General features: G+C 66.9%; 28 protein-coding genes and 1 pseudogene. 8 read left to right on the forward strand and 21 right to left on the reverse strand.

The features are described from left to right. Positions 1 to 289 precede the first annotated feature (289 nt). Entirely contained in the window at positions 290 to 913 is a 624-nt protein-coding gene (locus AC5RWU_RS05335; protein WP_494030053.1) for a hypothetical protein, read from the reverse strand. 51 nt (positions 914 to 964) lie between these two features. Further along, positions 965 to 1960, reverse strand: coding sequence for a pirin family protein (locus tag AC5RWU_RS05340; protein ID WP_494030054.1), 996 nt, complete (start codon positions 1958 to 1960; stop codon positions 965 to 967). A gap of 636 nt (positions 1961 to 2596) precedes the next feature. Here AC5RWU_RS05340 and AC5RWU_RS05345 point away from each other — a divergent pair. Both AC5RWU_RS05345 and AC5RWU_RS05350 read left to right on the forward strand, forming a co-directional pair. Then, entirely contained in the window at positions 2597 to 3163 is a 567-nt protein-coding gene (locus tag AC5RWU_RS05345; RefSeq protein ID WP_494030056.1) for a type 1 glutamine amidotransferase domain-containing protein, read from the forward strand. Between the two features lie 22 nt (positions 3164 to 3185). Further along, a complete protein-coding gene (locus AC5RWU_RS05350; protein WP_494030057.1) occupies positions 3186 to 3431 on the forward strand; it encodes a hypothetical protein in 246 nt (81 codons plus the stop codon). A 23-nt stretch (positions 3432 to 3454) separates the two neighbouring features. Here AC5RWU_RS05350 and AC5RWU_RS05355 read toward each other — a convergent pair whose 3' ends face one another. Genes AC5RWU_RS05355 through AC5RWU_RS05365 form a run of 3 tightly spaced genes read right to left on the reverse strand, consistent with a single transcriptional unit; the run spans position 3455 to position 5794 of the window. Then, positions 3455 to 3733, reverse strand: a complete 279-nt coding sequence (locus tag AC5RWU_RS05355) for a hypothetical protein (RefSeq protein ID WP_494030058.1) — start codon at positions 3731 to 3733, stop codon at positions 3455 to 3457. A 4-nt stretch (positions 3734 to 3737) separates the two neighbouring features. Beyond that, on the reverse strand, positions 3738 to 5414 hold the full coding sequence (locus AC5RWU_RS05360) for a SulP family inorganic anion transporter (RefSeq protein ID WP_494030059.1): 1677 nt from the start codon (positions 5412 to 5414) through the stop codon (positions 3738 to 3740). Beyond that, entirely contained in the window at positions 5411 to 5794 is a 384-nt protein-coding gene (locus tag AC5RWU_RS05365) for an ArsR/SmtB family transcription factor (RefSeq protein ID WP_494030060.1), read from the reverse strand. The genes AC5RWU_RS05360 and AC5RWU_RS05365 overlap by 4 nt, the downstream gene beginning before the upstream one ends. Positions 5795 to 5950: 156 nt before the next feature. Here AC5RWU_RS05365 and AC5RWU_RS05370 point away from each other — a divergent pair, with 156 nt between their 5' ends. Genes AC5RWU_RS05370 through AC5RWU_RS05380 form a run of 3 tightly spaced genes read left to right on the forward strand, consistent with a single transcriptional unit; the run spans position 5951 to position 7986 of the window. Continuing rightward, on the forward strand, positions 5951 to 6400 hold the full coding sequence (locus tag AC5RWU_RS05370) for an FAS1-like dehydratase domain-containing protein (RefSeq protein WP_494030061.1): 450 nt from the start codon (positions 5951 to 5953) through the stop codon (positions 6398 to 6400). Next, entirely contained in the window at positions 6397 to 6852 is a 456-nt protein-coding gene (locus AC5RWU_RS05375) for a MaoC family dehydratase (RefSeq protein ID WP_494030062.1), read from the forward strand. Before AC5RWU_RS05370 ends, AC5RWU_RS05375 begins: the two co-directional genes overlap by 4 nt. 9 nt (positions 6853 to 6861) lie before the next feature. Continuing rightward, positions 6862 to 7986: a UDP-N-acetylmuramate dehydrogenase gene (locus tag AC5RWU_RS05380; RefSeq protein WP_494030063.1), complete on the forward strand. Its 1125-nt coding sequence runs from the start codon at positions 6862 to 6864 to the stop codon at positions 7984 to 7986. Here AC5RWU_RS05380 and AC5RWU_RS05385 read toward each other — a convergent pair. From AC5RWU_RS05385 to AC5RWU_RS05445, 13 genes and pseudogenes are all read right to left on the reverse strand, one after another. Then, the gene (locus AC5RWU_RS05385; RefSeq protein WP_494030064.1) at positions 7983 to 8504 is read right to left on the reverse strand and encodes a hypothetical protein; all 522 of its coding nucleotides are present in this window, start codon (positions 8502 to 8504) and stop codon (positions 7983 to 7985) included. The two genes, AC5RWU_RS05380 and AC5RWU_RS05385, sit on opposite strands and share 4 nt — an antisense overlap. Before the next feature lie 31 nt (positions 8505 to 8535). After that, the gene (locus AC5RWU_RS05390; RefSeq protein WP_494030065.1) at positions 8536 to 9480 is read right to left on the reverse strand and encodes an NAD(P)/FAD-dependent oxidoreductase; all 945 of its coding nucleotides are present in this window, start codon (positions 9478 to 9480) and stop codon (positions 8536 to 8538) included. 13 nt (positions 9481 to 9493) lie between these two features. Further along, positions 9494 to 10660 (reverse strand): aspartate-semialdehyde dehydrogenase, encoded by a 1167-nt coding sequence (asd, locus tag AC5RWU_RS05395; RefSeq protein WP_494030195.1) that lies wholly within the window; start codon positions 10658 to 10660, stop codon positions 9494 to 9496. Positions 10661 to 10813: 153 nt separating this feature from the next. Then, positions 10814 to 11344, reverse strand: a pseudogene (locus AC5RWU_RS05400) (GNAT family N-acetyltransferase); the annotation flags it as partial. Then, positions 11292 to 11627 carry a GNAT family N-acetyltransferase gene (locus AC5RWU_RS05405; RefSeq protein WP_494030066.1) on the reverse strand — a complete coding sequence of 112 codons (336 nt, stop codon included), beginning with the start codon at positions 11625 to 11627 and terminating at the stop codon, positions 11292 to 11294. The gene AC5RWU_RS05405 and the pseudogene AC5RWU_RS05400, both read right to left, overlap by 53 nt. A gap of 116 nt (positions 11628 to 11743) precedes the next feature. Further along, positions 11744 to 12286 (reverse strand): dihydrofolate reductase, encoded by a 543-nt coding sequence (locus AC5RWU_RS05410; protein ID WP_494030067.1) that lies wholly within the window; start codon positions 12284 to 12286, stop codon positions 11744 to 11746. Continuing rightward, positions 12283 to 13086, reverse strand: a complete 804-nt coding sequence (locus AC5RWU_RS05415; RefSeq protein ID WP_494030068.1) for a thymidylate synthase — start codon at positions 13084 to 13086, stop codon at positions 12283 to 12285. Before AC5RWU_RS05415 ends, AC5RWU_RS05410 begins: the two co-directional genes overlap by 4 nt. Positions 13087 to 13108: 22 nt before the next feature. Then, the gene (locus AC5RWU_RS05420) at positions 13109 to 13558 is read right to left on the reverse strand and encodes a DUF1648 domain-containing protein (protein ID WP_494030069.1); all 450 of its coding nucleotides are present in this window, start codon (positions 13556 to 13558) and stop codon (positions 13109 to 13111) included. Positions 13559 to 13596: 38 nt separating this feature from the next. Continuing rightward, the gene (locus AC5RWU_RS05425; RefSeq protein ID WP_494030070.1) at positions 13597 to 14127 is read right to left on the reverse strand and encodes a ferritin; all 531 of its coding nucleotides are present in this window, start codon (positions 14125 to 14127) and stop codon (positions 13597 to 13599) included. Between the two features lie 128 nt (positions 14128 to 14255). Continuing rightward, entirely contained in the window at positions 14256 to 15218 is a 963-nt protein-coding gene (locus AC5RWU_RS05430; protein WP_494030071.1) for an NUDIX hydrolase, read from the reverse strand. Beyond that, complete coding sequence (locus AC5RWU_RS05435) at positions 15218 to 17437, reverse strand: RNA degradosome polyphosphate kinase (protein ID WP_494030072.1); 2220 nt, start codon at positions 17435 to 17437, stop codon at positions 15218 to 15220. The genes AC5RWU_RS05430 and AC5RWU_RS05435 overlap by 1 nt, the downstream gene beginning before the upstream one ends. 107 nt (positions 17438 to 17544) lie before the next feature. Then, entirely contained in the window at positions 17545 to 18579 is a 1035-nt protein-coding gene (gene mshD / locus AC5RWU_RS05440; protein WP_494030073.1) for a mycothiol synthase, read from the reverse strand. Between the two features lie 281 nt (positions 18580 to 18860). Continuing rightward, positions 18861 to 19571, reverse strand: coding sequence for a winged helix-turn-helix transcriptional regulator (locus AC5RWU_RS05445; RefSeq protein ID WP_494030074.1), 711 nt, complete (start codon positions 19569 to 19571; stop codon positions 18861 to 18863). Between the two features lie 191 nt (positions 19572 to 19762). On the opposite strand from AC5RWU_RS05445, the gene AC5RWU_RS05450 reads away from it, so the two are divergent. The 3 genes from AC5RWU_RS05450 (at position 19763) to ygfZ (ending at position 22444) form a co-directional block, all read left to right on the forward strand. After that, positions 19763 to 20506: a hypothetical protein gene (locus tag AC5RWU_RS05450; protein ID WP_494030075.1), complete on the forward strand. Its 744-nt coding sequence runs from the start codon at positions 19763 to 19765 to the stop codon at positions 20504 to 20506. A 197-nt stretch (positions 20507 to 20703) separates the two neighbouring features. After that, on the forward strand, positions 20704 to 21318 hold the full coding sequence (locus tag AC5RWU_RS05455; protein WP_494030076.1) for a heme-binding beta-barrel domain-containing protein: 615 nt from the start codon (positions 20704 to 20706) through the stop codon (positions 21316 to 21318). A 28-nt stretch (positions 21319 to 21346) separates the two neighbouring features. After that, positions 21347 to 22444 carry a CAF17-like 4Fe-4S cluster assembly/insertion protein YgfZ gene (ygfZ, locus tag AC5RWU_RS05460; RefSeq protein WP_494030077.1) on the forward strand — a complete coding sequence of 366 codons (1098 nt, stop codon included), beginning with the start codon at positions 21347 to 21349 and terminating at the stop codon, positions 22442 to 22444. Between the two features lie 48 nt (positions 22445 to 22492). On the opposite strand, the gene AC5RWU_RS05465 is transcribed toward ygfZ, so the two are convergent. From AC5RWU_RS05465 to AC5RWU_RS05475, 3 genes are all read right to left on the reverse strand, one after another. Further along, a complete protein-coding gene (locus tag AC5RWU_RS05465) occupies positions 22493 to 23206 on the reverse strand; it encodes a GNAT family N-acetyltransferase (RefSeq protein ID WP_494030078.1) in 714 nt (237 codons plus the stop codon). 51 nt (positions 23207 to 23257) lie between these two features. Next, positions 23258 to 24283: a 6-phosphofructokinase gene (locus AC5RWU_RS05470; RefSeq protein ID WP_494030079.1), complete on the reverse strand. Its 1026-nt coding sequence runs from the start codon at positions 24281 to 24283 to the stop codon at positions 23258 to 23260. Positions 24284 to 24367: 84 nt separating this feature from the next. Then, positions 24368 to 24997, reverse strand: coding sequence for a response regulator (locus tag AC5RWU_RS05475; RefSeq protein ID WP_494030080.1), 630 nt, complete (start codon positions 24995 to 24997; stop codon positions 24368 to 24370). Between the last annotated feature and the right edge of the window lies 1 nt (position 24998).

The raw sequence follows: 24998 nt of genomic DNA on the forward strand, positions 1-24998 counted from the left end.
GCCTCCGCTGTCCCGTCAGGCCTCCACGGATCCCCGGAACGCGACGGGCAGACTTTCAACCCCCACGGCGCGGCAGCGCCCCTGGACCGCTGTCTCATCTAACTTAGATGAGACGGGACACCCGGGGGAGCTACGCCGACGGGCCGGCCACCAACTGATACCGACCGGCAACGAGACATATGCGCTGTTATCGGCGGTTGTCCCTCAAGAGCCCCTTGCAGGACTTAGAAAACATGACGGGTAAGTGACAGCCGACGGACAGGTGGGAAACGCGATCCGGGTTGTCCCGTTAACGGCGGTTTACAGCTCCGCGACCGCGGCGAGCATGGAATTGGCTGTCGTCACTTAACGAGGTGCCCTGATCGTCGTCTTCGCTCGATTCGGAGGCCGGCGGGTAGTTTATGAACCGTTTGACATCATCGAGCTGCTTCTGGAGTTCCTCCACGATGCTCTTGTACCTGGTGACTTCTGCCTTTCTTCGCCTGTACTCGGCAGCGCTGGCCAACATCGCGAAGAATGCCAGGGGTACGGCAGTGAGCACAGCCCACCCCGCCATGGTGAAAAACTCGAAGGCCACGGGAAGAGCGTTCTGGAAGGCGCGCAGATCATTGATGCCGCCCACCACGCTGCCCAGGAATGTGTCGAGCGGCTCCATGAACCGCCCGATCACCGGAGTATCTGACAACGATGGCGCAGTCAGGGTTTCAGTGCCGGACCAGCGCGGGTCGTTCGGACGAGACACCACATAAACCCCGACGCCGGCACTGGACGTCATGAACACGGTCACAGAGCCAAGGGCTGCCCAGTGCAGTTTCCGGGGGTGCCAAAAGAACATCAGCAGAAACACCGCGATCGCGAGCAGCCAGGTGATGGATGTGAACCAGTCAATACTGATTCCGTCCAGGAGGTCCATGGCAACCGTCCGCCTCATCCGTTAGACACTTTGAACCGGGACTCCGCGGGGTCAGGCGTGGCGGCGGAGCCGGGACGGCGGCAGGTGTGGGGCAGGCAGCGGCGCGAGCCTGTTTCCGGCGATGCTCCCGAACCTTGCCGGGCGCTGACCCAGCGGGGTGGGGGAGAAGGGCTCCCCGCCGATCTGTTCCTCCCAGTCGGAGCGGGCGTCGGCGATTTCCTCGTGTGAGCGGCCAACGAAGTTCCACCACATGACGATGGGCTCGCCTAGTGGCCTGCCGCCCAGGACCACGATCAGTGCAGGCTGGCGGCCCAGGGCGGACAACGCGATGGACTCGGTTCCGGCCGGCAGGAATCCCAACTCGTTGGGCATGAGCGTAGTTCCGTTGCAGCTGAGACTGCCGCTGGCGACAAGTACCCCGTATTCGAAGGCCGCTTCCGCCGCCAGCTGCACTTCCGCATCCGGACCGAGGCGGATTTCGGCTCCCAGGAGGGGCGAAAATGTCCGGACGGGGGAGGAGCTTCCGAATAGGGAGCCCAGCAGCACCCGCGCCTCATACCCGTCTCCGGCGGTGACAGGCGGGATATACCGGGCAAGGCCGGGGTCCGTGAACCGTGCAACCGAGGGCAGGGCAATCCAGAGCCGGACTCCCTGCAGCACGGCGTTGCCGCCGGTGGCTGCCTCCGAATGGCAGATACCGCTTCCGGCGGACATGAGGTTGAGCTCGCCGGGGCGGACCACGGCATGGTTGCCGGCGCTGTCCCAGTGCTCGAGTTCTCCGCTGAAAAGCCAATTGAACGATTGTGTACCGATGTGCGGGTGCGGGGGTGACTGCACCCCTGTGACGGAGACATCCTCCGGCCCAAAAAAGTCGGCCAGGCACCACGGGCCGAGGAGGAACCTCCGGCGGTTCGGCAGGGTCCGCCGGACGGCAACGGCCCCCGGCCAGTGCGGCGGGACGCTCCGCGGCTGAAGAATTTCCGTCAGGGCACCGGCCGGAAGCATTGCCGCGGTGGCACCGGAACCTTCGGATTGGACGCGTTCCACAGGGTTCGTTCCCTGCATGTTTTCACCGCCGGATATTGTGCAGAACCGGGAAAGGATGGCGGATAGGTTCTGATGGCCTGATGATCCCTTTGCCGCTTCGACGCGCCGTGCAGGTTTGTCCCCAGCCGCGGTGCGGGAAAGCATGAGCGGCCGCGGAGGCCTTTTCGCTCATGCAGCTATCGTCCCACCGTCTCCGCGCAGGGAGAAGGCATCATTGGACTATATGGAACGAGGCGCGGCTGAACGGATCCGCGGTCAGCGGTAATCAGGGCAGGCCTCATTGCTGCACCCCGCGTCCCTGGGGATCCAGCGCTTGCCGTCCGCCGATTCCTGCTCCTTCCAGCGGATATGCCGGTGCTGGCCGCAGAGCTCGCATTTGGGAGCCACATAACTGGCCTTTTCGGCGTCTGAGTAAACCCGGAAATCACTCATGGCTGGCCTCTGTCTCAGATGGTGGGCAGCGTGCCTCGGTGACCGGCACGTTATCAGGCACGTTACGCCCGGAAGCCGGAAAAGGGAACGGAGCCAAGGACCTGGCAAGCGCCCCGCGTCCTGGAATGCTCAGCTTGCTTAGCAGTCCCCCCTGTTCCTAGGCTGGGATTGCAAGACATCCACGCTCTGACTTTGGGAGGAAGCATGTCCATACAGAATATTTCCGGCAAGAAGATCGCCTTTCTGTTGACCGACGGGGTGGAGCAGGTGGAGCTGACCAGCCCCTGGGAAGCCATCAAGCAGGCCGGCGGCACGCCCGTCCTGGTGGCACCCGAAACCGGAACCCTGAAGGGTTTCAAGGGGACCGATCCCGCGGACAGCTTCGACGTCGATATCGCCGTCAGCGAGGCCAAGGCGGATGACTATGATGCGCTGGTCCTGCCCGGCGGCGTAGTGAATGCGGACCACCTCCGGGTGGACCGTGACGCGGTGGAGTTCACCCGAGCGTTCTTCGCCGGCCACAAGCCGGTGGCCGCCATCTGCCACGGGCCCTGGATCCTCATCGAAGCCGGTGCGGTCAGCGGGCGCAAGCTGACGTCCTACCATACGCTGAAGACCGACCTGAAGAATGCCGGCGCCGACTGGGTGGACCAGGAAGTGGTGGTGGACCAGGGCTTGGTGACCAGCCGCCATCCCGGGGATCTGGAGGCCTTCAACGCCAAACTGCTGGAGGAAATCGCCGAAGGCCGGCACTCCGGCCAGACTGCGTAGGCCCGCCCGGTATTCTGGACCTATGCTCAATACGCCCTGGGACAACGGATCACCGCTCTACCGGATCCTCGTGATTTCCGCGATGGCCCTGACCGGCCTGGGGATTATCGTGGCCATCATCGGCGCCAACGTCCGCGTCCAGGAACTCATGCTGCTGGGGATGCCCATCATTGGGCTGGGTCTCGCCGCCCACGTCGCCGGGCTGGTGGTGCGGGCCCGGGACATGAAGCGTCGCCAGCGGGAGCAGCGGGCGGGCCACGGCCGCTGAGCAGCCGGGTGCCGCCGTCGTGCTTACTTCCGGCGCTGCCGCGCCATGTGGATCAGTGCTCCGAAACCGGCCGCGAAAGCGGCCTCCAGCAGCACCATGACCACTACAAGGCCCCATTGGCCGGTGGCGGCGAACGTTACGACGCCGTAGACCACGAGCGCCGTAGCCAGCACAAAGATCAGCACGGCAAAGGCTTCGGCCACCCCCGTGCTGCGCACGCCGGTGCGGAAGCCAAAGGGATCCCTGCGGCCGTTTCCCGGTGGCAGGTCACTGGACGGGGTGCCGTTGTCTGCGGGCCTCATGGTTCTATCCTCCCACCCGGGCTGCGGCATTGCGCGCTACATGGCTGCGCGCGTGCTCGATGGCGGCGGGCAGGTCCTCGAACAGGTGCCGGTGGTGGCGCAGCGATCGGATGACGCCCACATTCGTGACGAGCTGCAAGTGCTCCGGCTGGACTCCCTTGAGCAGCACAGTGATGCCGCGCTGTTCCAGTTCGCTGATGATTTCCACCAGGGCGTGGGCACCGGTGGCGTCCAGCAGGCGCAGGTGGGAGAGCCGGATGATGGCGACTTCGATGTCGCGGACCCGTCCGATCTCCTGCAGGACCCGTTCCGCCGCACCGAAGAACATGGCCCCGTCCAGGCGGAAGACGGCGATGTGCTCGTCGCCCGGATGCGCTTTGCCGGGGATGTCCTCCCGCCGCACTCCGGAAAGCTGCGCAAACTGCCGCAGGGTAAAGAACGCGGCGGCCACCAGTCCGATCTGGATCGCCACGATCAGGTCGAAGGCCACGGTAATGAGTGCGGTCAGGATGAAGACAGCTGCATCCGCACGGGTGGACCGGAGGATGGCGGCCATGGTGTGCCGGGAGACCATGCGGGTGGCGGTCACCATGAGCACACCTGCCAGGGCGGCCAGCGGAATCCGGGAGACCAGGCCCGCGGCGACGTAGACCACCAGCAGCAGTACCAGGGCATGGACGATCGAGGCGAACCGGGTCTTGGCTCCGCTGCGTACATTGACGGCGGTACGGGCGATGGCTCCGGTGGCGGGCATGCCGCCGAACAGGCCGGCGGCAATCGAGGCCAGGCCCTGGCCGGTGAGCTCGCGGTCGGGATTGTAGGTTCCGGTGCCTTTCCCATCGGGGCCTGTCAGTCCGGCCGCGACGCGGGCTGAGAGCAGGGATTCGATGGCGGCCAGCACCGCGACGGCGACCGCGGGCATCAGCAGCGTGCCGGCCAGTCCGGCGTCGAACGCGGGCAGTGACGGCGCCGGAAGGGAATCCGGCAGCTCGCCGATCCGCGGCACCTCCAGCTTGAGCAGTTCGGCGGCGACGGTCGCGACGACGACGCCGATCAGGCTGCCCGGCAGCGACTTGTGGACTGAGGGGGCCAGGAGCACGATCAGTGCCACCAGCGCCACCAGGCCGAGGGTGAGCCCGACGGTCGGCCAGCTGGCCGAAGCTGCCGCTTCCCAGGCGGCGACGGCGGTATTGTGGCCGGGTTCGCTGGCTGTGCCCGTGGCCAGCGGCACCTGCTGGAGGAAGATGATCGTCCCGATGCCGAGAGTAAACCCCTCCACTACGGGCCAGGGGATGTAGGCCACGGCCCGGCCCAGGCGGGACAGGCCGAGCAGCAGGACGAGCAGGCCCCCCATGATGCTGACCAGTGCCATGGTGCCGACGCCGTACTGCGCCACGATCGGCGCCAGCACGACGACCATGGCGCCGGTCGGTCCGGAGACCTGCACATTCGACCCGCCCATCACGGCGGCGACCAGTCCGGCGACGATGGCGGTGATCAGCCCTGCCGCAGCCCCGACGCCCGAGCTGACACCGAAGGCCAGCGCCAGGGGAAGGGCCACGATGCCGACGGTGATGCCGGCGGTCAGGTCCACCCGCCATGATGACTTCAGGGCGGCGTAATCGTCCCGGTTGGGCAGGAAGCGTGCGGCGGCAGTATGCCAGCGTGCTGCTGTGCTCATGCCTGCCGCTCTGTGCTGTCCGGCTCGCTGAGCAGGCGGGCTGCGGCCAGCTGATCCTGCGACCTGGCCAGGGTGTCGACCAGGAAGACGCGTGCGATCGCCAGCAGTTCGGCGATCTTGGGGTGGGCGAGCCGGTAATCGACCGCGTTGCCCGTCCGGGTGGCGGTGACCACGCCGTGGCGGCGGAGGGTGGCCAGGTGCTGGGACAGGTGGGAGGCCTCCATCCCTGTTTCTGCGAGGAGGTAGCTCACCGGAGCGGTCTGCTCCGGCGCCGCGGCCAGCAGTTCGAGGACGCGGATCCTCATGGGATGGGCCAGGCCCTTGAACAAGTTGGCCTTGATCTCATACAGCGGCTGATGAGGCGTGGGCAGTGCAGTCATCGCTTTTTGGGTCCCCTGACTCCCATGCGGCCGGAGGGCACGCAAATGATGGATTTATCAATCCATCATACAGTGGTTGGCTCGCTGTGCTGCCGGAGGAGGCGGGGAGCGGCGGTAGGCTTGAGGGGAATCCTGCACCGCAGATCGAGGAGTTCCATGCCTATTAATCCGGACTTGGCCGGCCGCCGGTACCCGGCTGGCGACGTCTACAGCGTCGGCCGCGAAAAGATCCGGGAATTCGCCCGGGCAGTCAAGGCCACCCATCGGGCCCATTACGACGTCGATGCGGCCAATGCGCTCGGCCATGCGGATCTGGTGGCACCGCCGACTTTCGCCATCATCGTCGCGCAGCAGGCGGACGCGCAGCTGATCGAGGACCCCGGGGCGGGCATTGATTTCTCCCGCGTGGTCCACGCAGACCAGCGGTTCACGCATCACCGGCCGATCATCGCCGGCGACGAACTGGTCGCGGAACTGCATGTGGATCAGGTCCGTGGGATGGGAGGCGGCGCCATGATCACCACCCGCGCCGAGATTTCCACGGTCGACGGCGAAAAGGTCGCCACGACGACGTCATCGATTCTGGTGCGAGGAGAAGGCCAGTGAGTGAACAGCAGCAGTCCCTCAGGCTGGCAGACCTGGCCGTGGGACAGGAGATCGGCCGGACCAGCATCCAGGTGACCCGCCAGGACCTGGTGAAATACGCCGGCGCTTCCGGTGACTTCAATCCCATCCACTGGAACGAGGCCTTCGCCCGGCAGGTGGAGCTGCCGGGGGTCATCGCGCACGGCATGTTCACCATGGGGGCGGCCGTCCAGCTGGTGACGGACTGGATCGGCGATCCTGCCGCCGTCGTCGACTACCAGACACGCTTCACCAAGCCGGTGGTTGTCGAAGATACCACCGGCGACCAGGCGGCCGCCGGTGCCGTGATCGAAGTCGCCGGCGTGATCGGAGCCCTGGATCCGGAGAATTCGACCGCCCGCGTGGACCTGGCGGTTACGGCCGCGGGGCAGAAGGTCCTGGTGAAGGCCCAGGCCGTGGTCCGGATCGCGTAGCCTGAAACAGTGAGCACACAGGATACGACTGTCGGGACGCAGCTGGGCCCGCTGACCACCGTGGGGGTCGGCGGGCCGGCCGGAAAATTCATCGAAGCGACCACCGAAGCGCAGATCATCGAGGCGGTCCTGGAAGCGGACGCGGCCGGGGAGCAGCTGCTGATCCTCGGCGGCGGCTCCAACCTGGTCATTTCCGACGACGGCTGGCCCGGTACAGTGCTGCGGATCGCCACCACCGGCTACACGGTCAACGACGACGACGCGACCTGCGGGGGCGTCTTCCTCCGCGTCCAGGCGGGACAGCCGTGGGATGAACTGGTGCGCTCCACCGTTCTGCACGCCTGGTCCGGTCTCGAGGCGCTTTCCGGCATCCCCGGGCTGACCGGTGCCACCCCGGTGCAGAATGTCGGCGCCTACGGAGCCGACGTGTCCCAGACCATTGCGAGCATCCGGACCTGGGACCGCGAAGCGAACGCCGTGAAGACCTTCACCAACTTCGAGCTGAAATTCGGCTACCGCGACTCCATGCTGAAGCAGACCACGGTCGACGGTTCGCCGCGCTTTGTGGTGCTGACCGTGGATTTCCAGCTGGGTCTGGGCCGCATGAGCGCGCCGATCCGCTACGCCGAACTCGCCAAGGCCCTCGGCGTGGAACCGGGCCAGCGCGCCTACTCCAACGATGTGCGCCGCGAGGTGCTGCGGCTGCGCGCCTCCAAGGGCATGGTCCACGACGAGTCGGACCGGGACACCTTCAGCACCGGATCCTTCTTCACCAACCCGATCCTCGACCATGCGGCCGCAGCGGACCTGCCGGATGACGCCCCGCGGTATCCGGCGGGCGCCGACGGCATGGTGAAGCTCAGTGCCGCCTGGCTGATCGACAGAGCAGGCTTCAGCAAGGGCTTCGGCCTCGAAGGCACGGCCGCCACGGTGTCCGGCCGCCGGATCGATGGCTTTTCCGTGGCCGGCGGACGGGCCTCGCTGTCCACGAAGCATACGCTGGCCATCAGCAACCGCGGCGAGGCTACCGCGGCTGATGTCGTGGCGATCGCCCGCACCGTCCGGGACGGTGTGGCCGGCACCTTCGGCATCCGGCTGGTTCCCGAACCCCTGCTGATCGGTTGCGCGCTTTAGTCCGCGCCTGAGCGGACATGCCCGCATCCCGGCCCGGACAGCCCCGGCCCGGTTCCTCCCGGATCTGTTCCTCTGGGCCCGAGCCGGGGATCCGTGGTGTATCCCTGGCGTGCCTGTTCGACCGCTATGCGCGTTTCGATCAGTGCGCAGCTGTACCATTGGTGGTCGATCAGTCCGTGGCTGCAGATCCAGTGCACCAGCCGGGACACCTGGCTGATCTGCGTCCGGCGCTCGCCGGCCTCGAGCACCAGCCAGGGCTCCCGCAGGAACGCTGGCAGGGCGAAGACCATGTCCTCGGCATAGAAAAGCCGGCAGAAGGCGCCGTTCGGATCCACATCCCGTTCCAGCGCGAGCAGCCGTTCCTGCGGCGGCTCCAGGAACCGCGGCCCCTCGATTTCGAGGAACTGCCTTAGGTGCGTGTCAATCCGCCGGTAGCGCGCCACGGTGCGGGCCTGCTTGCCCTGAGCGGAAACGGTCAGGAAGTGTCGGAGGACTTGGTCTGCTGCTGGAGTTTCCATGGCAGGATTCTGGCAGCCGCCGGTGACAGTTTCAGGCGGGGTCCGCCGCCTTGAGGCGTTCGGCCAGGATCTCGGTAAAGATCGCCTGCGCCGTCGTGCTGCCAGCCGCCGCAGCCTGGATAATCTGCGTACTCGGATCGGCCACATTTCCGGCCGCCCACAGCCCGGGCACCGAGGTCCGGCCTTCTTCATCTACGTCGACTACCTGGATATCGCAGGTCGGCAGGTCCCGTATGGCAGCATCCAGGCCGCGCAGCAGGGCATCCCGGGGCCGCACAGGCGGGCTGGTGTAGAAGACCTCGGCCGGGACCACACCGCCGGGGGTGCGCACCCCAGTCAGCGTTCCGCCGTCGAGGACCAGCTCCTGGACGGGGCCATCCACCAGGTGCGCGCCCGCGGCGAGCAGTTGGCGGCGCTGCTCGTCGCTGACCGGAGAGCCGCCCGGATCCTCGATGACCAGCGTCAGCCGGTCCGTGAACTGAGTGGCCATCAGCGCCTTGTGGACGTCGACTTCGGCGGCAATCCAGACCACAGTGCCGCGGTCCCGGTACTCCCAGCCGTGGCAGTACGGGCAGTGGATGGCCGCCCTGCCCCAGACGTCCCGCAGTCCCGGGAGATCCGGCACCTGGTCCACCGCCCCGGTGGCGACGATGACGCGGCCGGCAGTGACGGCATCGTGGTTGGCCACCGTAACGCGGAAGCCGCCGCCGGTCCGCTCCAGCCCGGTGACGGCGTCGACCAGGAAATCTGCCCCGTAGCGCCCAGCTTCGGTCCGGCCGATGGTGGCCAGTTCCGCCGGCGCGGCACCGTCGCGGGTCAGGAAGCCGTGGGAGTGCCCGGCAGCGGCGTTGCGCGGCTGGCCGGCGTCGATGAGGAGCACGGAAACCCGCATCCGGCCCAGGACGATGGCGGCGCTGAGGCCGGCCGCGCCGCCACCGATAATAACGACGTCGTGCTGCTGGTTTCCGCCCATCATGGCCACGTGCCGGCTACAGGTTGCCCGTGGCGATCCGCAGCATGCGGCGCAGCGGTTCAGCCGCGCCCCACAGGAGCTGGTCACCGATGGTGAACGCGCTGATGTACTCCGGGCCCATCTCCAGCTTACGGATGCGCCCGACCGGAATCTCGAGCGTGCCGCTGACCGCCACGGGGGTGAGCTGTTCCATGGTGGCCTCCTTGGTGTTGGGCACCACCTTGGCCCACTCGTTGTCCGCGTCGATGAGCCGCTCGATTTCGGCCACCGACAGGTCCTCGGTGAGCTTGAGGGTCAGCGCCTGGGAGTGGGAGCGCATGGCGCCGATGCGCACGCACAGGCCGTCGAAGGGGATCCGGCCCTTGTCCGCGGCGTCCAGGCCGAGGATCTTGTTGGTTTCCGCGCCGGCCTTCCATTCTTCCTTGGACTGGCCGTTGCCCAGGTCCTTGTCGATCCATGGAATGACGGATCCGGCCAGCGGCACACCGAACTGGGAAGCGTCCAGTTCCGGGTTCCGCTGCTGGGCCAGCACCTTGCGGTCGATCTCCAGGATTGCGGAGGAGGGATCGGCCAGCTGCTTCGCCACGGCGCCGTTGAGGGAACCGAACTGGTTGAGCAGTTCGCGCATGTGGCGGGCACCGCCGCCGGAGGCCGCCTGGTAGGTCATGGAAGTGCCCCACTCGACCAGGCCGTTGCGGAACAGCCCGCCCAGGCCCATCAGCATGCAGGAGACAGTGCAGTTGCCGCCGATGAAGTTGCGGATGCCGCTGGACAGGCCGGCGTCGATGACGTCGCGGTTGACCGGGTCCAGGGCGATGATCGCATCCTCGGCCATGCGGAGCGTGGAGGCGGCGTCGATCCAGATGCCGTCCCAGCCGGCGTCGCGCAGCTTGGGGAAGACCTCAGAGGTGTAGTCGCCGCCCTGGGCGGTCACGATGATCGGCAGCTTGGCCAGTGTCTCGACGTCGTAGGCATTCTCCAGCGTGCCGGCATCACCGGCGAACGCGGGGGCGGCACCTCCGGCATTCGAGGTGGAGAAGAAGACGGGGTTGATCAGGTCGAAGTCGCCTTCGTCCTGCATGCGCTGCATGAGGACGGAGCCGACCATGCCGCGCCACCCCACCAGGCCGACGGAAGGGGCGGAGCCAGGGGACGCGTTTGTGGCAGCTGCAGAAAGAGTCATGCACTTCATTTTACGGGAGGTCACGGACCGGCCGTCGTGAGGCTGATTACGACGGCGGCAGGTCAGCTTGGCTGCCAGTCGGTACAGGACGGAGGGGAGGGGAGCGCCGCCCGGGATGGGATGGTCGTAGAACTCGCCGAACCGCATGCCCAGCCGCTTCATCACCGCCTGGGAGCGGATATTGCCTACGGTGGTGAAGCTCAAAATCTCCCGCAGCCCCAGCGCGGCGAAGCCGAATCCGACGGCGGCGCGCGCAGCCTCGGTGGCGTAGCCATGGCCCCAGGCAGAGCGTTTGAACCGCCAGCCGACCTCCACCGGAGGGCTCTCCTGCGGCGGTTCGTCCCACTCCGGCCTGAACGTCGGATTCGTCAGCCCGGTGAAGCCGAGAAACTCCTCCCGGCCAGGGTCCTGCCTCAGGCAGACGGCCCAGAGGCCGTAGCCCCGCGTCTCGAAGGCGGTCTCGATCCGGGACACCATGGCGTCGGATTCGGCCCGGCTCAAGGTGGAGGGGAAGTGCTCCATGACGTCCGAGTCCGCGTTCAGGGCTGCGAAGGGGACCAGGTCGGACGCCTGCCAGCGGCGCAGCACCAGCCGCTGGGTGCGCACTTCAGCCGGCAGGCGGGCGGCGGTGTCAGGCAACGAGGTCCTTGTACTCCGGGAACCGCTCCAGGTAGCCCTGCACATAGGTGCACACGGGCTTCATCTTCTGGTCCTTGGCCCGCATGTCCTCGAGGATCAGGGTCACCAGGGCACGCGCATACCCCTGGCGGCCGTACTTTTCGTCGATGATCGTATGCAGCAGGGTGATGACGCCGTCCTCGCCGACGTCATAACCTTCGAAGCCGATGAACGAGTCTTTCTGGAAGAGTTCATAACGGTCCCGGTCCGTATCGTGGACCAGCCGAAGATGGCCATGGGCGACCTTGGGGACGTCCTGTCCGGACGTCCGATGCCTGGAAACAGCCATGGTTCCTCCTGCGCTCGAATCGACGGCACACCATTGGCCCCATGTTCCAACATGGTGGCCACCCTCCGATCCTAAGCGCAGCCACCCCCGTTAGCTATGCCTCCCGGCAGCGCCCCTTAACTGCGCCGCCAGGTCTCGATTCGGAAGCGCAGTCCGTTCTTCGACTCCTGCCAGCCGCCGCCCGCCGGCTCCGCCTCGCCGAGCCGCCAGCCGGCATCGAGCCCGGGGGCGTAGGTATCCCCGGCGATCTCGGCGTCGATGATGGTCACGGACGCGGTATCAGCCAGGGACAGGGAGGCATCGAAGATCTGGCCGCCGCCGATGATCCAGATTTCCTCGCCGCCCGGGCTGGTCCGGGCGGCTGCCAGCGCCTCCGCCAGTGAACCGACGACGACGGCGCCCGCCGCTTCCAGCGCGGGCGTCAGTTCCGCCTGGCGCGAGATGACGATGTTGGTCCGGTCCGGCAGCGGGCGGAACCTGTCCGGAAAGGATTCCCAGGTCCGGCGGCCCATGACCACCGGATGTCCTTGGGTGGTGCGCTTGAAGTGTGCCAGGTCCTCGGGCAGGTGCCACGGCAGGACACCCTCGGCGCCGATGACCCCGCCGGTTGTCTGCGCCCAGATCAGGCCGATGCTGGCTGTGCTCTGCTGGGTGCTCATACGGCGATCGGTGCCTTGATCGTAGGGTGGTGCCGGTAACCGGACACTTCAAAGTCCTCGAACTCGTAGTCGAAGATGGAGTCCGGCCGTCGGGTGATCCGCAGCTGCGGATAGGGGTACGGGTCGCGGGTGAGCTGTTCGGTGACCTGCTCCACGTGGTCGTCGTAGATATGGCAGTCGCCGCCGGTCCAGATGAATTCCCCCGGCTTCAGGTCCACCTGCTGGGCCAGCATGAGCGTCAGCAGCGCATAGGAGGCAATATTGAACGGTACGCCCAGGAACATGTCTGCGCTGCGCTGGTACAGCTGGCAGGAGAGCTTGCCGTCCGCGACGTAGAACTGGAAGAAAGCGTGGCAGGGCGGCAGCGCCATATTCTTGATGTCCGCCACGTTCCAGGCGGAGACGATGTGCCGGCGTGAATCCGGGTTGGCCTTCAGGCTCCGGACCAGTTCGGCGATCTGGTCGATCTTGCCGCCGTCCGGCGTAGGCCACGAACGCCACTGGACGCCGTAGACGGGACCCAGCTCGCCGTCGTCGTCGGCCCATGCGTTCCAGATCGTCACGCCGCGTTCCTGCAGCCATTTCACATTGGAGTCCCCGCGCAGGAACCACAGCAGTTCCAGTGCGACGCCCTTGAAATGGACGCGCTTGGTGGTGATCAGCGGGAAGCCGTCCGCCAGGTTGTAGCGGATCTGGCGGCCGAAAACACTCCGGGTGCCGGTGCCGGTCCGGTCGGACTTCGACGTGCCGTTGGCCAGGACGTCGCGCAGCAGGTCTTCATAGGGGGTTGGGATCGTCACGGTCCCATCCTACCTATGGCCCCTACCTATGGCCGGGTGCAGGCACTGCCGCCGTTTCCCGCTGGTACCCGCGGTAGGCCAGCAGACCGGCCGTGCCCATGGCCAGCAGGAAGGCCACCACGCTCATGAAGCGAAGGTTCGCGCGCACTCCTGCCAGCGCCCGCCGCTCAGCTTCCTCGCGGTCCAGGGGCGGAACCAGCTTGAGCGGGGCGCGCCCGGCGAAGAGCGAGACGACCAGCAGGAAACCGGTCATTCCCAGCCCGATCAGCGGCGCGGAGAAGACCGAGAAGAAGCCCTTGGCGCCAAAGCCATCCGAAGTTCCGTCCCCACGCCAGTGGACGGGGACGGGATCCGGCAGGTCGGCGTAGAGCGTCGAGCCGAACACGAGGGTGGCGATGAGCAGCGCCGCCGCTGCAATGTACCAGCCGTAGGCCGGGCGGGGCCGTTCGGGGCGCGGTCGTTGGTTTGGCACGCACTTCCTTCGATCCAGCGGCCGGAAGGGCCCTTCGATCAGATGGAGCCGCCTGCCGCCGCCGGCGCGCCCGAATCGTGGCGGCCGTTGTCGCCGACAGATTCGCGGGCCATGAAGTTCTCGATGTCGAAGAGATTATTCTCCGTGCGTTCGGCGATGTTGAGCAGGGTGGTCATGGAGGCGACTTCCTCAACCTGTTCCTTCAGGAACCAGAGCATGAACTGCTCGCCCAAGGCATCGTTTTCCGCGCGGGCGGCCGCGAAGAGGGCCTCGATCTGCCCCGTGACCTGCTTCTCCTGCGCCAAGGCCAGGCCAATGGGTTCGCGGATGTTGTCGAAATCGCTGCGGACCGCGCTGACCGGCGGAATGGTGATTTTCAGGTTGCGGTCGAGCATGTATTGCACCAGCATCATGGCGTGGTTGCGCTCCTCAAGGGACTGCCGGTAGAAGTGCTTGGCGAGCTGGGGGAGGTCCTGGTTGTCGAACCACACGGCGATCGCCAGATATTGGTGGGAGGCGTCGAATTCGTTCCCGAGCTGGGCGGACAGGAGATCGTAGAATTTGCTCATGGGGCTACTTTAGGATCCCCGGATGACCTTGGATAGGCTGGCAAGGCTTCGCTCAATGAGGCTCGCCTTGGCTAACCTGCCGGCTTTCCCCGCACCAGCTGCAGCACCCGCATCCGTCAGCCCGGCCCTCAGCGGTCCAACGGTTTGTACTGCTCCAGGGACACGATCCGGCCGTGGTGCATGCAGCTGACCTGCATGATCCAGACCTCCCCGGGCGATAGGTACGGATCCGATTTCGGGAACCTGTCGCTCATGCTGTCCTGCATGTGCCTGGACATTTCCTTGATGACCGTGGGCAGGACCGGGCGGTGCGTGCACACCACTACCGGTTTCCGCTTGTCGAAGAGGCTTTCCAGGAACGCTGCTGCCTTCTTCGGCTTGCGGTGGTGGCTCGCCTCGGTGATGGCCTCGCAGCGCTTGATCTTCAGTTTCCGGATTTTGACATAGGGCGTGATGGTCTGGATGCAGCGGGTCCAGGGGCTGGAGATCACCCGGTCCGGCTGCCATGCCATCAGCAGTCGCTGGATGGCGAGCGCCTGCCGCCGGCCGGTGGCCGCCAGCGTGCGTTCCCCCTCCGCGCGGGTCCAGGAAGAACGCGGTTTCGCCTTGGCATGACGGACGACCAGCAGGGGCCAGGTGTCCAGATCCCCGCGGTGGTAGGCGGTCAGCAGCGCCTCCAGCGGTTCTTCATCGGAGGGATTGGTGAGCAGTTCGAACGCGCGGTCCGGCGGGCACCACAGCAGCTTGTCGACTTCCTCGCCGTCGGCGACCGGGGTAGCCCTGTCCACCTTGGCCGCCCAGTAGTGGACGGCCTTGAGGCCGGCGGAGACCTGGTAGCGGATGGAGGGCAGGGGGATGCCCAGCCGGATATCGAGCCCTACTTCTTCCTGCACTTCGCGGACTGCGGCCTCGGGTGGGGTTTCGCCGTCGTCGAGTTTGCCCTTGGGCCAGGACCAGTCCTGGTAGCGGGGGCGGTGGATGAGCAGGACTTCCAGTTTTCCCTGGTTGATCCGCCAGCACAGGGCGCCGGCGGCCACAACGGCAACAGCCGGATCCCCGATCCCGGATCCGGTTACTGATACTGCGGGCATTAGCGGCGGGCCATGGCTCGCTGCCGCGAGCGCGATGCCAGCAGCCACGACTGCACATCGCTGAGCGGAGTACCGGCCTCGTCCAGATGGTGCCGGGTCCATTCGCCCTGGTTGTCCAGGTGCCAGCTGGCCGTTCCCGAATCCACGTACCGGTCCAGCAGGGCCAGCAGGTCGGCGATGTCGTCCTCGGCGGCCAGCTGCACCAGCGCCTCGACGCGCCGGTCCAGATTGCGATGCATCATGTCGGCCGAGCCGATGAAGACCGCGGGGCGGCCGCCGTTGGCGAAGGCGAATACCCGCGAGTGCTCCAGGAACCGGCCCAGGATCGACCGGACCGTAATGTTGTCGCTGAGTCCGGGGACGCCGGGGCGCAGCGCGCAGATGCCGCGGACGATGATGTCCACCCGCACCCCGGCCTGCGATGCACGGTAGAGGGCATCGATGATTGCTTCATCGACCATCGAGTTGACCTTGATCACCACCCGTGCGGCGAGCCCGGCCTTGCGGTTGGCGATCTCCTTCTCGATTCGGTCGATCAGTCCCGACCGCACTGACCGCGGAGCCACCAGTAGCCGCTTGAAGGTGGACTTGGGTGCATAGCCGGAAAGTTGGTTGAAGAGCTTGGACAGGTCCTCGCCGACCTGTTCGTTGGCGGTCAGCAGGCCCAGGTCCTCGTAGTAGCGGGCCGTACGGGGATGGTAGTTTCCAGTGCCGACGTGGCAGTAACGACGCAGTCCGTCGGTTTCCTGGCGGACCACCAGGGAGAGCTTACAGTGGGTCTTCAGGCCCACGATGCCGTACACCACGTGCACGCCGGCCTGTTCCAGCTTGCGCGCCCAGGTGATGTTGGCCTGCTCGTCGAAGCGCGCCTTGATCTCCACCAGGGCCAGGACCTGCTTGCCGGCTTCGGCGGCATCGATCAGCGCATCCACGATAGGGGAATCACCCGAGGTGCGGTACAGGGTCTGCTTGATCGCCTGCACCCGCGGATCCGCCGCGGCCTGCTCCAGGAACGCCTGCACGGAGGTGGAGAAGGAATCGTAGGGGTGGTGCAGCAGGATGTCGCGGCGCCGCATGGCGGCAAAGACATTGGCCGGCTTGGAGGTCTCGTTTTCCTTCAGGTACCGGCTGGTGTGCGGCACCTGCTTGGGGTAGTGCAGGTCCGTCCGGTCGATGCCGGCGATGACGCTCAGCGCGCGCAGATCCAGCGGCGCCGGGAGGGCGAAGATCTCTGCATCCTCCACGCCCAGTTCCCGGGCCAGCAGCGAGCGGACGCTCGGGTTCATGTCTGTGGTGATTTCCAGCCGGACGGGCGGGCCGAAGCGGCGGCGCAGCAGTTCCTTCTCCAGGGCTTGCAGGAGGTTCTCGGCGTCGTCTTCTTCGACCTCCAGGTCCTCGTTACGGGTCACGCGGAAGACATGGTGCTCCAGCACCTCCATACCGGGGAAGAGCCGGTCCAGGTGGACGGCGATGACTTCCTCCAGGGAGATGAACCGCGCCTTGCGGCCCGGCACAGTGCCGGCGCGCGGGCCGTCCACGGAGATGAGGCGCGGCAGCTGGTCCGGGACCTTGAGCCGGGCAAAGAGTTCCTTCTGGCTCACCGGGTTGCGGACGACGACGGCCAGGTTCAGGGAGAGCCCGGAGATGTACGGGAACGGGTGCGCCGGATCGACGGCCAGCGGGGTGAGGATCGGGAAGACTTTTTCCTCGAACAGCGCCGTCAGGTTGTCCCGCGCCGGTTCGTCCAGCTCGTCCCAGGAGGTCAGAATGATGCCTTCCTCGGCCAGTGCCGGACGGATGATCTCGGTGAAGACGCGCGAGTGGCGCTGCTGCAGGGCTTCTGCGGATTCGCGGAGCTGCTCCAGCTGCTCCACGGGGCTGAGGCCGGCAGCCGACGGCACGGCCAGGCCGGCGGCGATGCGGCGCTTGAGGCCGGCTACGCGGACCATGAAGAACTCGTCAAGGTTGGAGGCGAAAATGGACAGGAAGTTGACCCGCTCCAGCAGGTACAGCTCGGGATCCTCCGCCAGTTCCAGCACCCGGGCGTTGAACGCGAGCCAGCTCAGTTCCCGGTCCAGGAAGCGGTCCAGGCTGAAATCGCCCTCAGGCAGCAGGGTCGGGGCGAACTCCGGAATGTCGATGCGGTCCTGGGTGGCCCGGGCAGGTGCTGCTTCCGAGCCGAATCGTGCTGGGGATGGAGCAACGGTATCGGGTTCCATGGAGTCTCCTGTGGTGCTAGAGGCGATGGCAAAAGTCTCAGGGCTGCGGTGCCGGGCCGGGGGTGTGGCAGGCGGACGCGTCCTGAAATCCGCCCGGCACCACTTTACTAGCCCGCCGAGCCGGACACCGGCGCGTACATCACGTCGACGTCCCAGATGGTGAACCCGAGCTTCCGGTACAGTGCGACGGCGGCCTCGTTGTCGGCGTCGACGTACAGCATGATCGCCTGGAGGCCGGCCTTGTGCAGGTATTCGATTCCGGCAATGGTCAGAGCCTTCCCCAGGCCCATGCCCTGGGCCGCCGGGGTGACTCCGACGACATAGACTTCGCCGATGGCCGGGTGCTTGCCGTGCCGGGCATTGACACCGGCGGGATGGATCTTGGTCCAGTGGAAACCCAGCAGGGCGTCGTTGTCCTGCCGGACGGCGAGCAGGAAGCCGGCCGGGTCGAACCACGGTTCGGCGGTCCGGGCCTGCAGGTCGGCCAGCGTCATGGCGCCCTGCTCCGGGTGGTGGGCAAAGGCCTCGGCGTTGGCCTTCAGCCAGGCCTCTTCATCCTGTCCGGGCACGAACGGGCGCAGGATGACGCCGTCGGGCAGCGTGAAGGACGGCGCCTGCGCCTCCAGCGTTTCCGCCTGCAGTTCCGGTGCGGGCCGGGTCAGCCGCATCCGCCACAGTTCACGCACCGGTTCGTAGCCGAATTTCGCGGCCAGTGCGACGGCGGCCTCATGGTTTCCGTGCGACCACACCTTGAGCGGCGGCACGGCCGCGCTGGTGGTGAGCGCCTGCGCCAGGCTGGTTCCCACGCCCTCGGTGCGGTACAGCGGGTGGACCACCAGTTCGGCAACGGCCGAGGCGTCCTGGTCCGCCGGGCGCGGCAGGCTGACGACGGCGATGCCCGCCAGCGCCTGCGCCGTGGACGGATCGGACTTGTCTTCCGGGGCGTAGGTGGCGAACAGCAGCAGCGCATCGGTGTCGGTCTCGGAGGAGCGCAGGTTGACCAGCGTCTGCTCCGACAGCGGCGGGTTTCCGTCATCCTCCTCCGCAGCGGCGACCAGGGCGGTGATGTCCGCCAGGGTGTCGGGATCGGGCGTGCCATGGATCGTCAGGACGGGCCAGTTGACCGATTGCGTTGCGTTCATGGAGTCAGGGTATCCCGGCCGTGCGGTGAAAGGGAGGGGTGCCGCGGGCCGTTCGATTTGGGCCGCCGGATTTCCTTGGGTATAGTCATTTCTCGTTGTTGCGCCGGTTGCCGGCGGCAGCGCGAGGGGGATGCACCAGTGGGGTGCCCGCGATACGTTCGACCCGTATGTCCTCCACAGACTCCTTAAACACTGCAGGACCCGATAGACGGCGGGTCCTGCAGTGTTTAAGGTATCCGTCCCCCTGCTGAGGCGCCGGTGCCGGCAGCAGGGCGGCCCGGTCAGGTCTCCGCGCCGATGCCGTTGCTCTGGTCCTCCGGGACGCGGGTCAGGGTAAAACGGTAGCCGACATTGCGGACGGTGCCGATCAGGCCTTCGTGGTCGGGTCCCAGCTTGGCGCGCAGGCGCCGGACGTGGACATCGACGGTGCGGGTGCCGCCGAAGTAGTCGTAGCCCCAGACTTCGTGCAGCAGCTGGTCGCGGGTAAAGACCCGGCCCGGATGCTGCGCGAGGTACTTGAGCAGCTCGAATTCCTTGTAAGTGAGGTTCAGCGGGGTTCCGCCCACCCGCGCCGTATAGCTCGCCTCATCGATGACGACGCCGGCCGCATGGATTTCGGTGCTGCTTTCCGCTTCGGCCGTGCTGGCCCGAGCCATGACCAGGCGCAGCCTGGCTTCAACTTCCGCGGGGCCGGCAGTGTCAAGGACGACGTCGTCCGCCTGCCAGTTCGCCGAGACCGCAGCCATCCCGCCCTCGGTCAGCACCAGGATCAGCGGCGTGCTCAGCCCCGTGGTGCGCAGCAGCTGGGTCAGCGAGCGGGTCCCTACCAGGTCCTTGCGCGCATCCACCAGAATGACGTCGCAGGGATCGGTGTCCAGCAGCGCCGTCGGCTCGGCCGGCAGGATGTGGACCTTGTGGTTCAGCAGCTCCAGGGCAGGCAGGACCTCCATGGACGGCCCGGTGCTATTGGTCAACAGCAGAATGTGCGGCATGTGTCCTCCAAGGGATTGAATTGCGCACAGCGGTGGGCGGATCCGCGGGGTACAGCACGTCCCCATGCACACCGGCACCTGGACCGTGCTCCCCGCAGATGAATGGTCGAATTATACCTAGGTGCCCCCGGCTGCGCCCCGTAAATTGGTCCGGTTCACACAAAAACCCGCCGGTAGGGCAGGATGGCAGGGTGAAAACCTGGAGCATGGCGGCTGTCGCTGCGCTGGCAATTTCCGGTATCGTCGCGGCATCGTATCTGTCCCTGAACGTGCTGGTAACAGTTGTGGGGCTGGTCACCGTGATGGTGGCTGCCGGCTGGCCGCACCTGCTGGAGGTGCCGGCCAGGAAGACGCTCTCAACCGTTATTGCGCTGAGCGGTCTGGCCGCCGTGGCTGCTGCCCTGCTTGCTCCCGCCGGCAGCCTCCTGATGTGGCTTCCCACCGCCGTCGCGCTCGGCGTAGCTGCGGTCTTCGTCGTGCAGCTGCTGCGCGGAACCGGTCAGAGCCACCGGCTGGAATCCACCCTCGGTGCCGCCACCGGCGTCCTGCTGGCAGGCATGGGATCGGGCTGGGTCGCCGCCGACCGGCTGGCGGCCAGTACGGCCAAGCCGGGGATAATGCTGGTCACCGGACTGACCATGCTCGTGGCGCTGGCGGTCTGCGAGATCCCCTGGCCGGACCGCATTGTGGCGCCTCTGGCCGTCGTCATGGCCGCACTCGCAGGAGCGCTGGCCGCCGCGCTGTTCGCGGGCGTCCCTCCGGCGGTGGCCGCCGCGGTTGCCGCCGCCGCTGCGGCGGTGCTGGCGTCCTTCCGCCGCCTGATCCTGGCCGGCAAGGGGCCGGGAAACTGGCTGGCAGCGCTGTCGCTGGCGGGAGCACCGGTGCTGGCCATCGGCTCGCTGGTGTACTTCATCGACAAGCTGCTGCTGGCCTAGCGTTACGTGCGCGCGGCAAAGTCAGTTTTAGGCGGAACCTCGGGTTAGGATGAAGCCATGTCGCTTGTAGCTCTTGAAATCTTCTTCATTGTCCTGATTGTTATTGCCGGCTTGGCCATGGCTGGAGTTGCCGCCTTGGTTGTTGGACGCTTGTTCAAGGGCCAGAAGTAACCGACCCTTCAGAAACGGTCCGCCTCATGCCTATTGAGATTCCGACTGACCTGACACCCGAACTCGTGCCGCTGTCATGGCTGCTGGGGACGTGGGAGGGCAACGGACGCCTGGGCGAGGGGCACGCGGACTCGGAATACTTCTTCCAGTCCATGTCCTTCAGCCAGAACGGACTGCCCTTCCTGCGGTACAGCGCGGAGAGCTGGCTCACGGATGAGGAGGGCACAAAGCTGCGTCCCCTCTCCGTCGAAACCGGCTTCTGGGCGCTGGACCGAAAGCTGGTTGACGCCGATGTTGGGCCGGGCCTGGTTCCCGCGGACATCGTGCCCGCACTGAAGTCCGCGGATGAAGTGGAGCAGTTGCGCAATGCGGACGGCGGGTTCGACATCACGGCCACGGTGGTCCATCCGGGCGGAATCGCCGAGCTGTACTACGGGCAGATCAAGGGTCCGCAGATCCAGCTCTCCACCGACGTGGTGATGCGCGGTGTCCATTCCAAGGAATACTCCGCCGCGACCCGCATTTTCGGCCTGGTCCAGGGGGACCTGTACTGGCGCTGGGACGTCGCCACCCCAGGCGGGGCGCTGGAAGCGCATGCCTCCGCGATCCTGAAGAAGGTCTCCGCCCGGCAGGCGGAATAGTACCGGCCCGAAGGAGCGTTCACCCGATATGACCTACAAGAGCCCCCTGCTTTCGCGCCCCGGCGCCGTCGAAGCCACCGGCATGGATGCGGGCGTTGCTGCCCACTACGGGGAGCCGCTGCGTGAGCAGCGCGCCCTGGCCATGGCGGGCGCAGTCGTCGACCTGTCCCACCTGGGCGTGGTCACCGTGGCCGGACCGGATCGCCTGAGCTGGCTCAATACCCTGTCTTCGCAGCTGCTGCTGGGCCTGGAACCCGGCCAGAGCACTGAAACCCTGCTGCTGACCGTCCAGGGCCGGATTGAATACGATGCGCAGGTGATCGACGACGGCACGGCCACCTGGCTGATCGTCGAGGCGGCCGAGGCCGCTGGCCTGGCCGACTGGCTGACCAGGATGAAGTTCATGCTCCGCGTCGAGGTGGCGGATGTCTCCGCCGACTGGGCGGTGGTCGGATCGGTGCGGCCCATCGGGGCCTGGACCGGCCGGCCGGTCTGGACCGATCCGTGGCCGCACGTGGGCACGGGCGGCTACGCCTACACCCCAGTGGCGGAAGACGCCCATCCCGGACTCGACCGCCCCTGGCATGAGTACCTGCTGCCCGCGTCGGAACTGGAAACCGCGGTGGCGGCCCTGGAGGCAGACGGGACCGTGCTGGCCGGGGTGTGGGCCGCAGAGGCCCTTCGCATCGCGGCCTGGCGCCCGAGGTTCGGGGCGGAAACCGATGACAAGACGATCCCGCATGAACTGGACCTGATCCGCACCGCCGTCCATTTGGCCAAGGGCTGCTACAAGGGCCAGGAAACGATTGCCCGGGTCCACAACCTGGGCCATCCGCCGCGGCGGGTGGTCTTCCTGCAACTGGACGGTTCCCAGCACACGCTGCCCAAGGCCGGCGCCGCCGTCGTTCTCGGCGAGCGCAGGGTGGGTGCGGTGACATCCGTGGCCCAGCACTATGAGATGGGTCCGGTGGCACTGGCGGTCATCAAGCGGTCGGTTGATCCCGCCGCCGACCTGACGGTCGACGACGACGGTGAGCTGTACGCCGCGGCGCAGGAGGTCATCGTTGCGCCGGACGCCGGCCAGGTGGTGGGGCGCCGGACCGGCTTCCTGCGCGGCCCGCACTAGGATTCCGCAGGCCCCGGTGGCCGCCGGAGCTGCTGCTGCCGCAGGCCGCTACTGGCCCAGGAGCACGGAGGTCTGGCTGCCGCATTCGATGAAGCCGAGGGTTTCGGCCGTACGGCGGGCGGCGAGGTTGCCGACGTCCGCGCGCCACTGCGGGACCAGGCCCTCGCTCAGCGCCTCCTCCAGGGCGATGGCCGCGATATAGCTGGCCAGCCCCTTGCGCCGCACAGCGGGGGCGGTCAGGACGCCCATGTGCGCCAGTATCCCTTCCCAGATCTCGAAGCCGGCACCGGCCAGCGGCAGCTGGTCCTCCTCCTTCAGCAGCACGAACTGCCGGTCGAGGCCGGAGAGGCCGACCTCCGCTACGTCGTCGGGCGGACACAGCTCCTCGAGCTTGAGGCTGTGCTTGCTGTCAAAGGACACCACCGTGCTCCGGGACGGAACCACGTCCAGGAAGTCGTCGGTGAAGTAGAGCGCGGCGGCGCCCAGTCCGCGCCCCCCGTGTCCGCGGCACAGGTTCAGCAGCGTCCGGTGCTCGGCCAGTTCCTCATCCGTCAGGTCCCCGGCGGCGTCCAGGGCCCACGACGGCCCGGCCAGGACAGAGGTTCCGAAAAGCCGGACAAAGCTGAGTTTGGAGGCCTCTTCATCGGTGCGGAGCAGGCGGTCCCCGGCACCGGCGGCCGCAGCCAGGGCGCCGTCCGGCAGGCCCAGCCGCCGGGACCATGCAAGCTGAACGATCGCGGTGGTACCTGGATCCAGCGTCATAGCAAACACGCTACAGTCCGGCGGAAATGGCTGGCCAGAGCAGCGCGGCTTTCAGCCAAAGAGGATGGCTGCTTCGTCGTACCGGTCCTGCGGAACCGTCTTCAGGTTGCCCAGGGCGCTCTCCAGAGTGCGGTGCTCGATATGGGTTCCGTGCAGCGAGACCATGGTGCCCCAGCGTTCCTCGACGACGGAGTCGACGGCGGCCATGCCCAGACGGGTGGCCAGGACCCGGTCGAAGGCGCTGGGCACTCCGCCGCGCTGGATGTGCCCCAGCACGGTTGCGCGGGTCTCGATCCCGGTCCGGGCCTCGATCTCCGGCGCCAGCAGTTCGCCGATGCCGCCCAGGCGGGGACGGCCGAACGTGTCCAGGCCGCGCTCCGAATGTGCGATCTGCTGCCCCTCGGGCACAAAGCCCTCGGCCACCACAACCAGCGGGGCGCGGCCGCGGTCGCGCGCCTCCGTGACCCATTCAGCGATCTGGTCCATGCTGACCTGCTGTTCCGGAATCAGGATGGCATGGGCGCCGGAGGCCATGCCGGCGTGGAGGGCGATCCAGCCGACATTCCGGCCCATGACTTCGGCCACCATGCAGCGGTGATGGGATTCGCCGGTGGTGCGGAGCCGGTCGATCGCCTCGGTGGCGATCTGGACGGCGGTGTCGAAGCCGAAGGTGTAGTCCGTGGCGTTGAGGTCGTTGTCGATCGTCTTCGGGACGCCGACGATCTTGATGCCCTCATTGGTCAGCCGCTTGGCGGCCGCCAGCGTTCCCTCGCCGCCGATGGCGATGATGGAGTCGATGCCCAGATGCTTCATGATCTTCTGGATCGCTTCCGGTCCGCCGCCGTTCTCGAACGGATTGGTCCGGGACGTGCCCAGGATCGTGCCGCCCTGCTTGGAGATGCCACGCACGGCCTGCCGGTCGAGTTCCATGACATCGCCTTCGACAACACCCCGCCAGCCGTCGCGGTAACCAACGAACTCAAGATCGTGGACCTTGACGCCTTTGAGCACTGCGCCGCGGATGACGGCGTTAAGCCCGGGACAGTCGCCGCCGCTGGTGAGAATGCCGATTTTCATAAAGGCCCAAATCCTCCAAGGTACCGAAACAGGAAGGGCACCCCATTGGGCCCTCTCCGAGTCTAGCGGCAGGTATCGCACCGCTCATAAGATACCCCGCTGCATGGCCACCACGACGGCCCGAGTCCGGTCGTCGACGTCGAGCTTGCCGAAGATCCGCAGCAGGTGGGTCTTGACCGTGGTATCCGCGATGAACAGGCGTGCTGCGATCTCCGGATTGCTCAGGCCCTGGGCAACGGAACGGAGCACCTCGATCTCCCGGGGCGACAGCGCCGGCAGCTCCGGCTGCCGCATGCGGGAGATCAGTTTGGCGGCGATCGGCGGCGCCAGTACCGTTTCCCCGCGGGCCGCTGCGAACACCGCGTCGATAATGGTCTCTCCGGGCGTGTCCTTGAGCAGATAGCCGACGGCGCCGGCCTCCACCGCGCGCATGATGTCCGTGTCGCCGTCGTAGGTTGTCAGGACCAGGACCTTCGCGGCCGGGTGGGATGCGCGCAGCTGGGCCGTGGCGTCCGCGCCGTCCATGCCCGGCATGCGCAGGTCCATCAGCACCACATCGGGGGAATGTTCGACGACGGCGGCCAGCGCCGCGGCGCCGTCGCCCGCTTCGCCGACGACCACAATGCCATCCTCCGTGGCCAGCAGGCCGGCGAGGCCGGCACGGACTACGGGATGGTCGTCCGCAATGACGACGCGGATTGGTTCAGCGTCCACC

It is taken from the genome of Arthrobacter sp. B0427-1-12 (assembly GCF_059092905.1).

Coding starts and splice junctions, on each gene's coding strand:
- mshD (WP_494030073.1), bottom strand. CDS start 18,579: ATGAACGCAACGCAATCGGTCAACTGGCCCGTCCTGACGATCCATGGC.
- asd (WP_494030195.1), bottom strand. CDS start 10,660: ATGACTCTTTCTGCAGCTGCCACAAACGCGTCCCCTGGCTCCGCCCCT.
- ygfZ (WP_494030077.1), top strand. CDS start 21,347: ATGACCTACAAGAGCCCCCTGCTTTCGCGCCCCGGCGCCGTCGAAGCC.
- AC5RWU_RS05435 (WP_494030072.1), bottom strand. CDS start 17,437: ATGGAACCCGATACCGTTGCTCCATCCCCAGCACGATTCGGCTCGGAA.
- AC5RWU_RS05365 (WP_494030060.1), bottom strand. CDS start 5,794: ATGACTGCACTGCCCACGCCTCATCAGCCGCTGTATGAGATCAAGGCC.
- AC5RWU_RS05465 (WP_494030078.1), bottom strand. CDS start 23,206: ATGACGCTGGATCCAGGTACCACCGCGATCGTTCAGCTTGCATGGTCC.
- AC5RWU_RS05430 (WP_494030071.1), bottom strand. CDS start 15,218: ATGCCCGCAGTATCAGTAACCGGATCCGGGATCGGGGATCCGGCTGTT.
- AC5RWU_RS05470 (WP_494030079.1), bottom strand. CDS start 24,283: ATGAAAATCGGCATTCTCACCAGCGGCGGCGACTGTCCCGGGCTTAAC.
- AC5RWU_RS05405 (WP_494030066.1), bottom strand. CDS start 11,627: ATGGCTGTTTCCAGGCATCGGACGTCCGGACAGGACGTCCCCAAGGTC.
- AC5RWU_RS05410 (WP_494030067.1), bottom strand. CDS start 12,286: ATGAGCACCCAGCAGAGCACAGCCAGCATCGGCCTGATCTGGGCGCAG.
- AC5RWU_RS05335 (WP_494030053.1), bottom strand. CDS start 913: ATGGACCTCCTGGACGGAATCAGTATTGACTGGTTCACATCCATCACC.
- AC5RWU_RS05355 (WP_494030058.1), bottom strand. CDS start 3,733: ATGAGGCCCGCAGACAACGGCACCCCGTCCAGTGACCTGCCACCGGGA.
- AC5RWU_RS05455 (WP_494030076.1), top strand. CDS start 20,704: ATGCCTATTGAGATTCCGACTGACCTGACACCCGAACTCGTGCCGCTG.
- AC5RWU_RS05360 (WP_494030059.1), bottom strand. CDS start 5,414: ATGAGCACAGCAGCACGCTGGCATACTGCCGCCGCACGCTTCCTGCCC.
- AC5RWU_RS05425 (WP_494030070.1), bottom strand. CDS start 14,127: ATGAGCAAATTCTACGATCTCCTGTCCGCCCAGCTCGGGAACGAATTC.
- AC5RWU_RS05345 (WP_494030056.1), top strand. CDS start 2,597: ATGTCCATACAGAATATTTCCGGCAAGAAGATCGCCTTTCTGTTGACC.
- AC5RWU_RS05385 (WP_494030064.1), bottom strand. CDS start 8,504: ATGGAAACTCCAGCAGCAGACCAAGTCCTCCGACACTTCCTGACCGTT.
- AC5RWU_RS05445 (WP_494030074.1), bottom strand. CDS start 19,571: ATGCCGCACATTCTGCTGTTGACCAATAGCACCGGGCCGTCCATGGAG.
- AC5RWU_RS05390 (WP_494030065.1), bottom strand. CDS start 9,480: ATGATGGGCGGAAACCAGCAGCACGACGTCGTTATTATCGGTGGCGGC.
- AC5RWU_RS05370 (WP_494030061.1), top strand. CDS start 5,951: ATGCCTATTAATCCGGACTTGGCCGGCCGCCGGTACCCGGCTGGCGAC.
- AC5RWU_RS05350 (WP_494030057.1), top strand. CDS start 3,186: ATGCTCAATACGCCCTGGGACAACGGATCACCGCTCTACCGGATCCTC.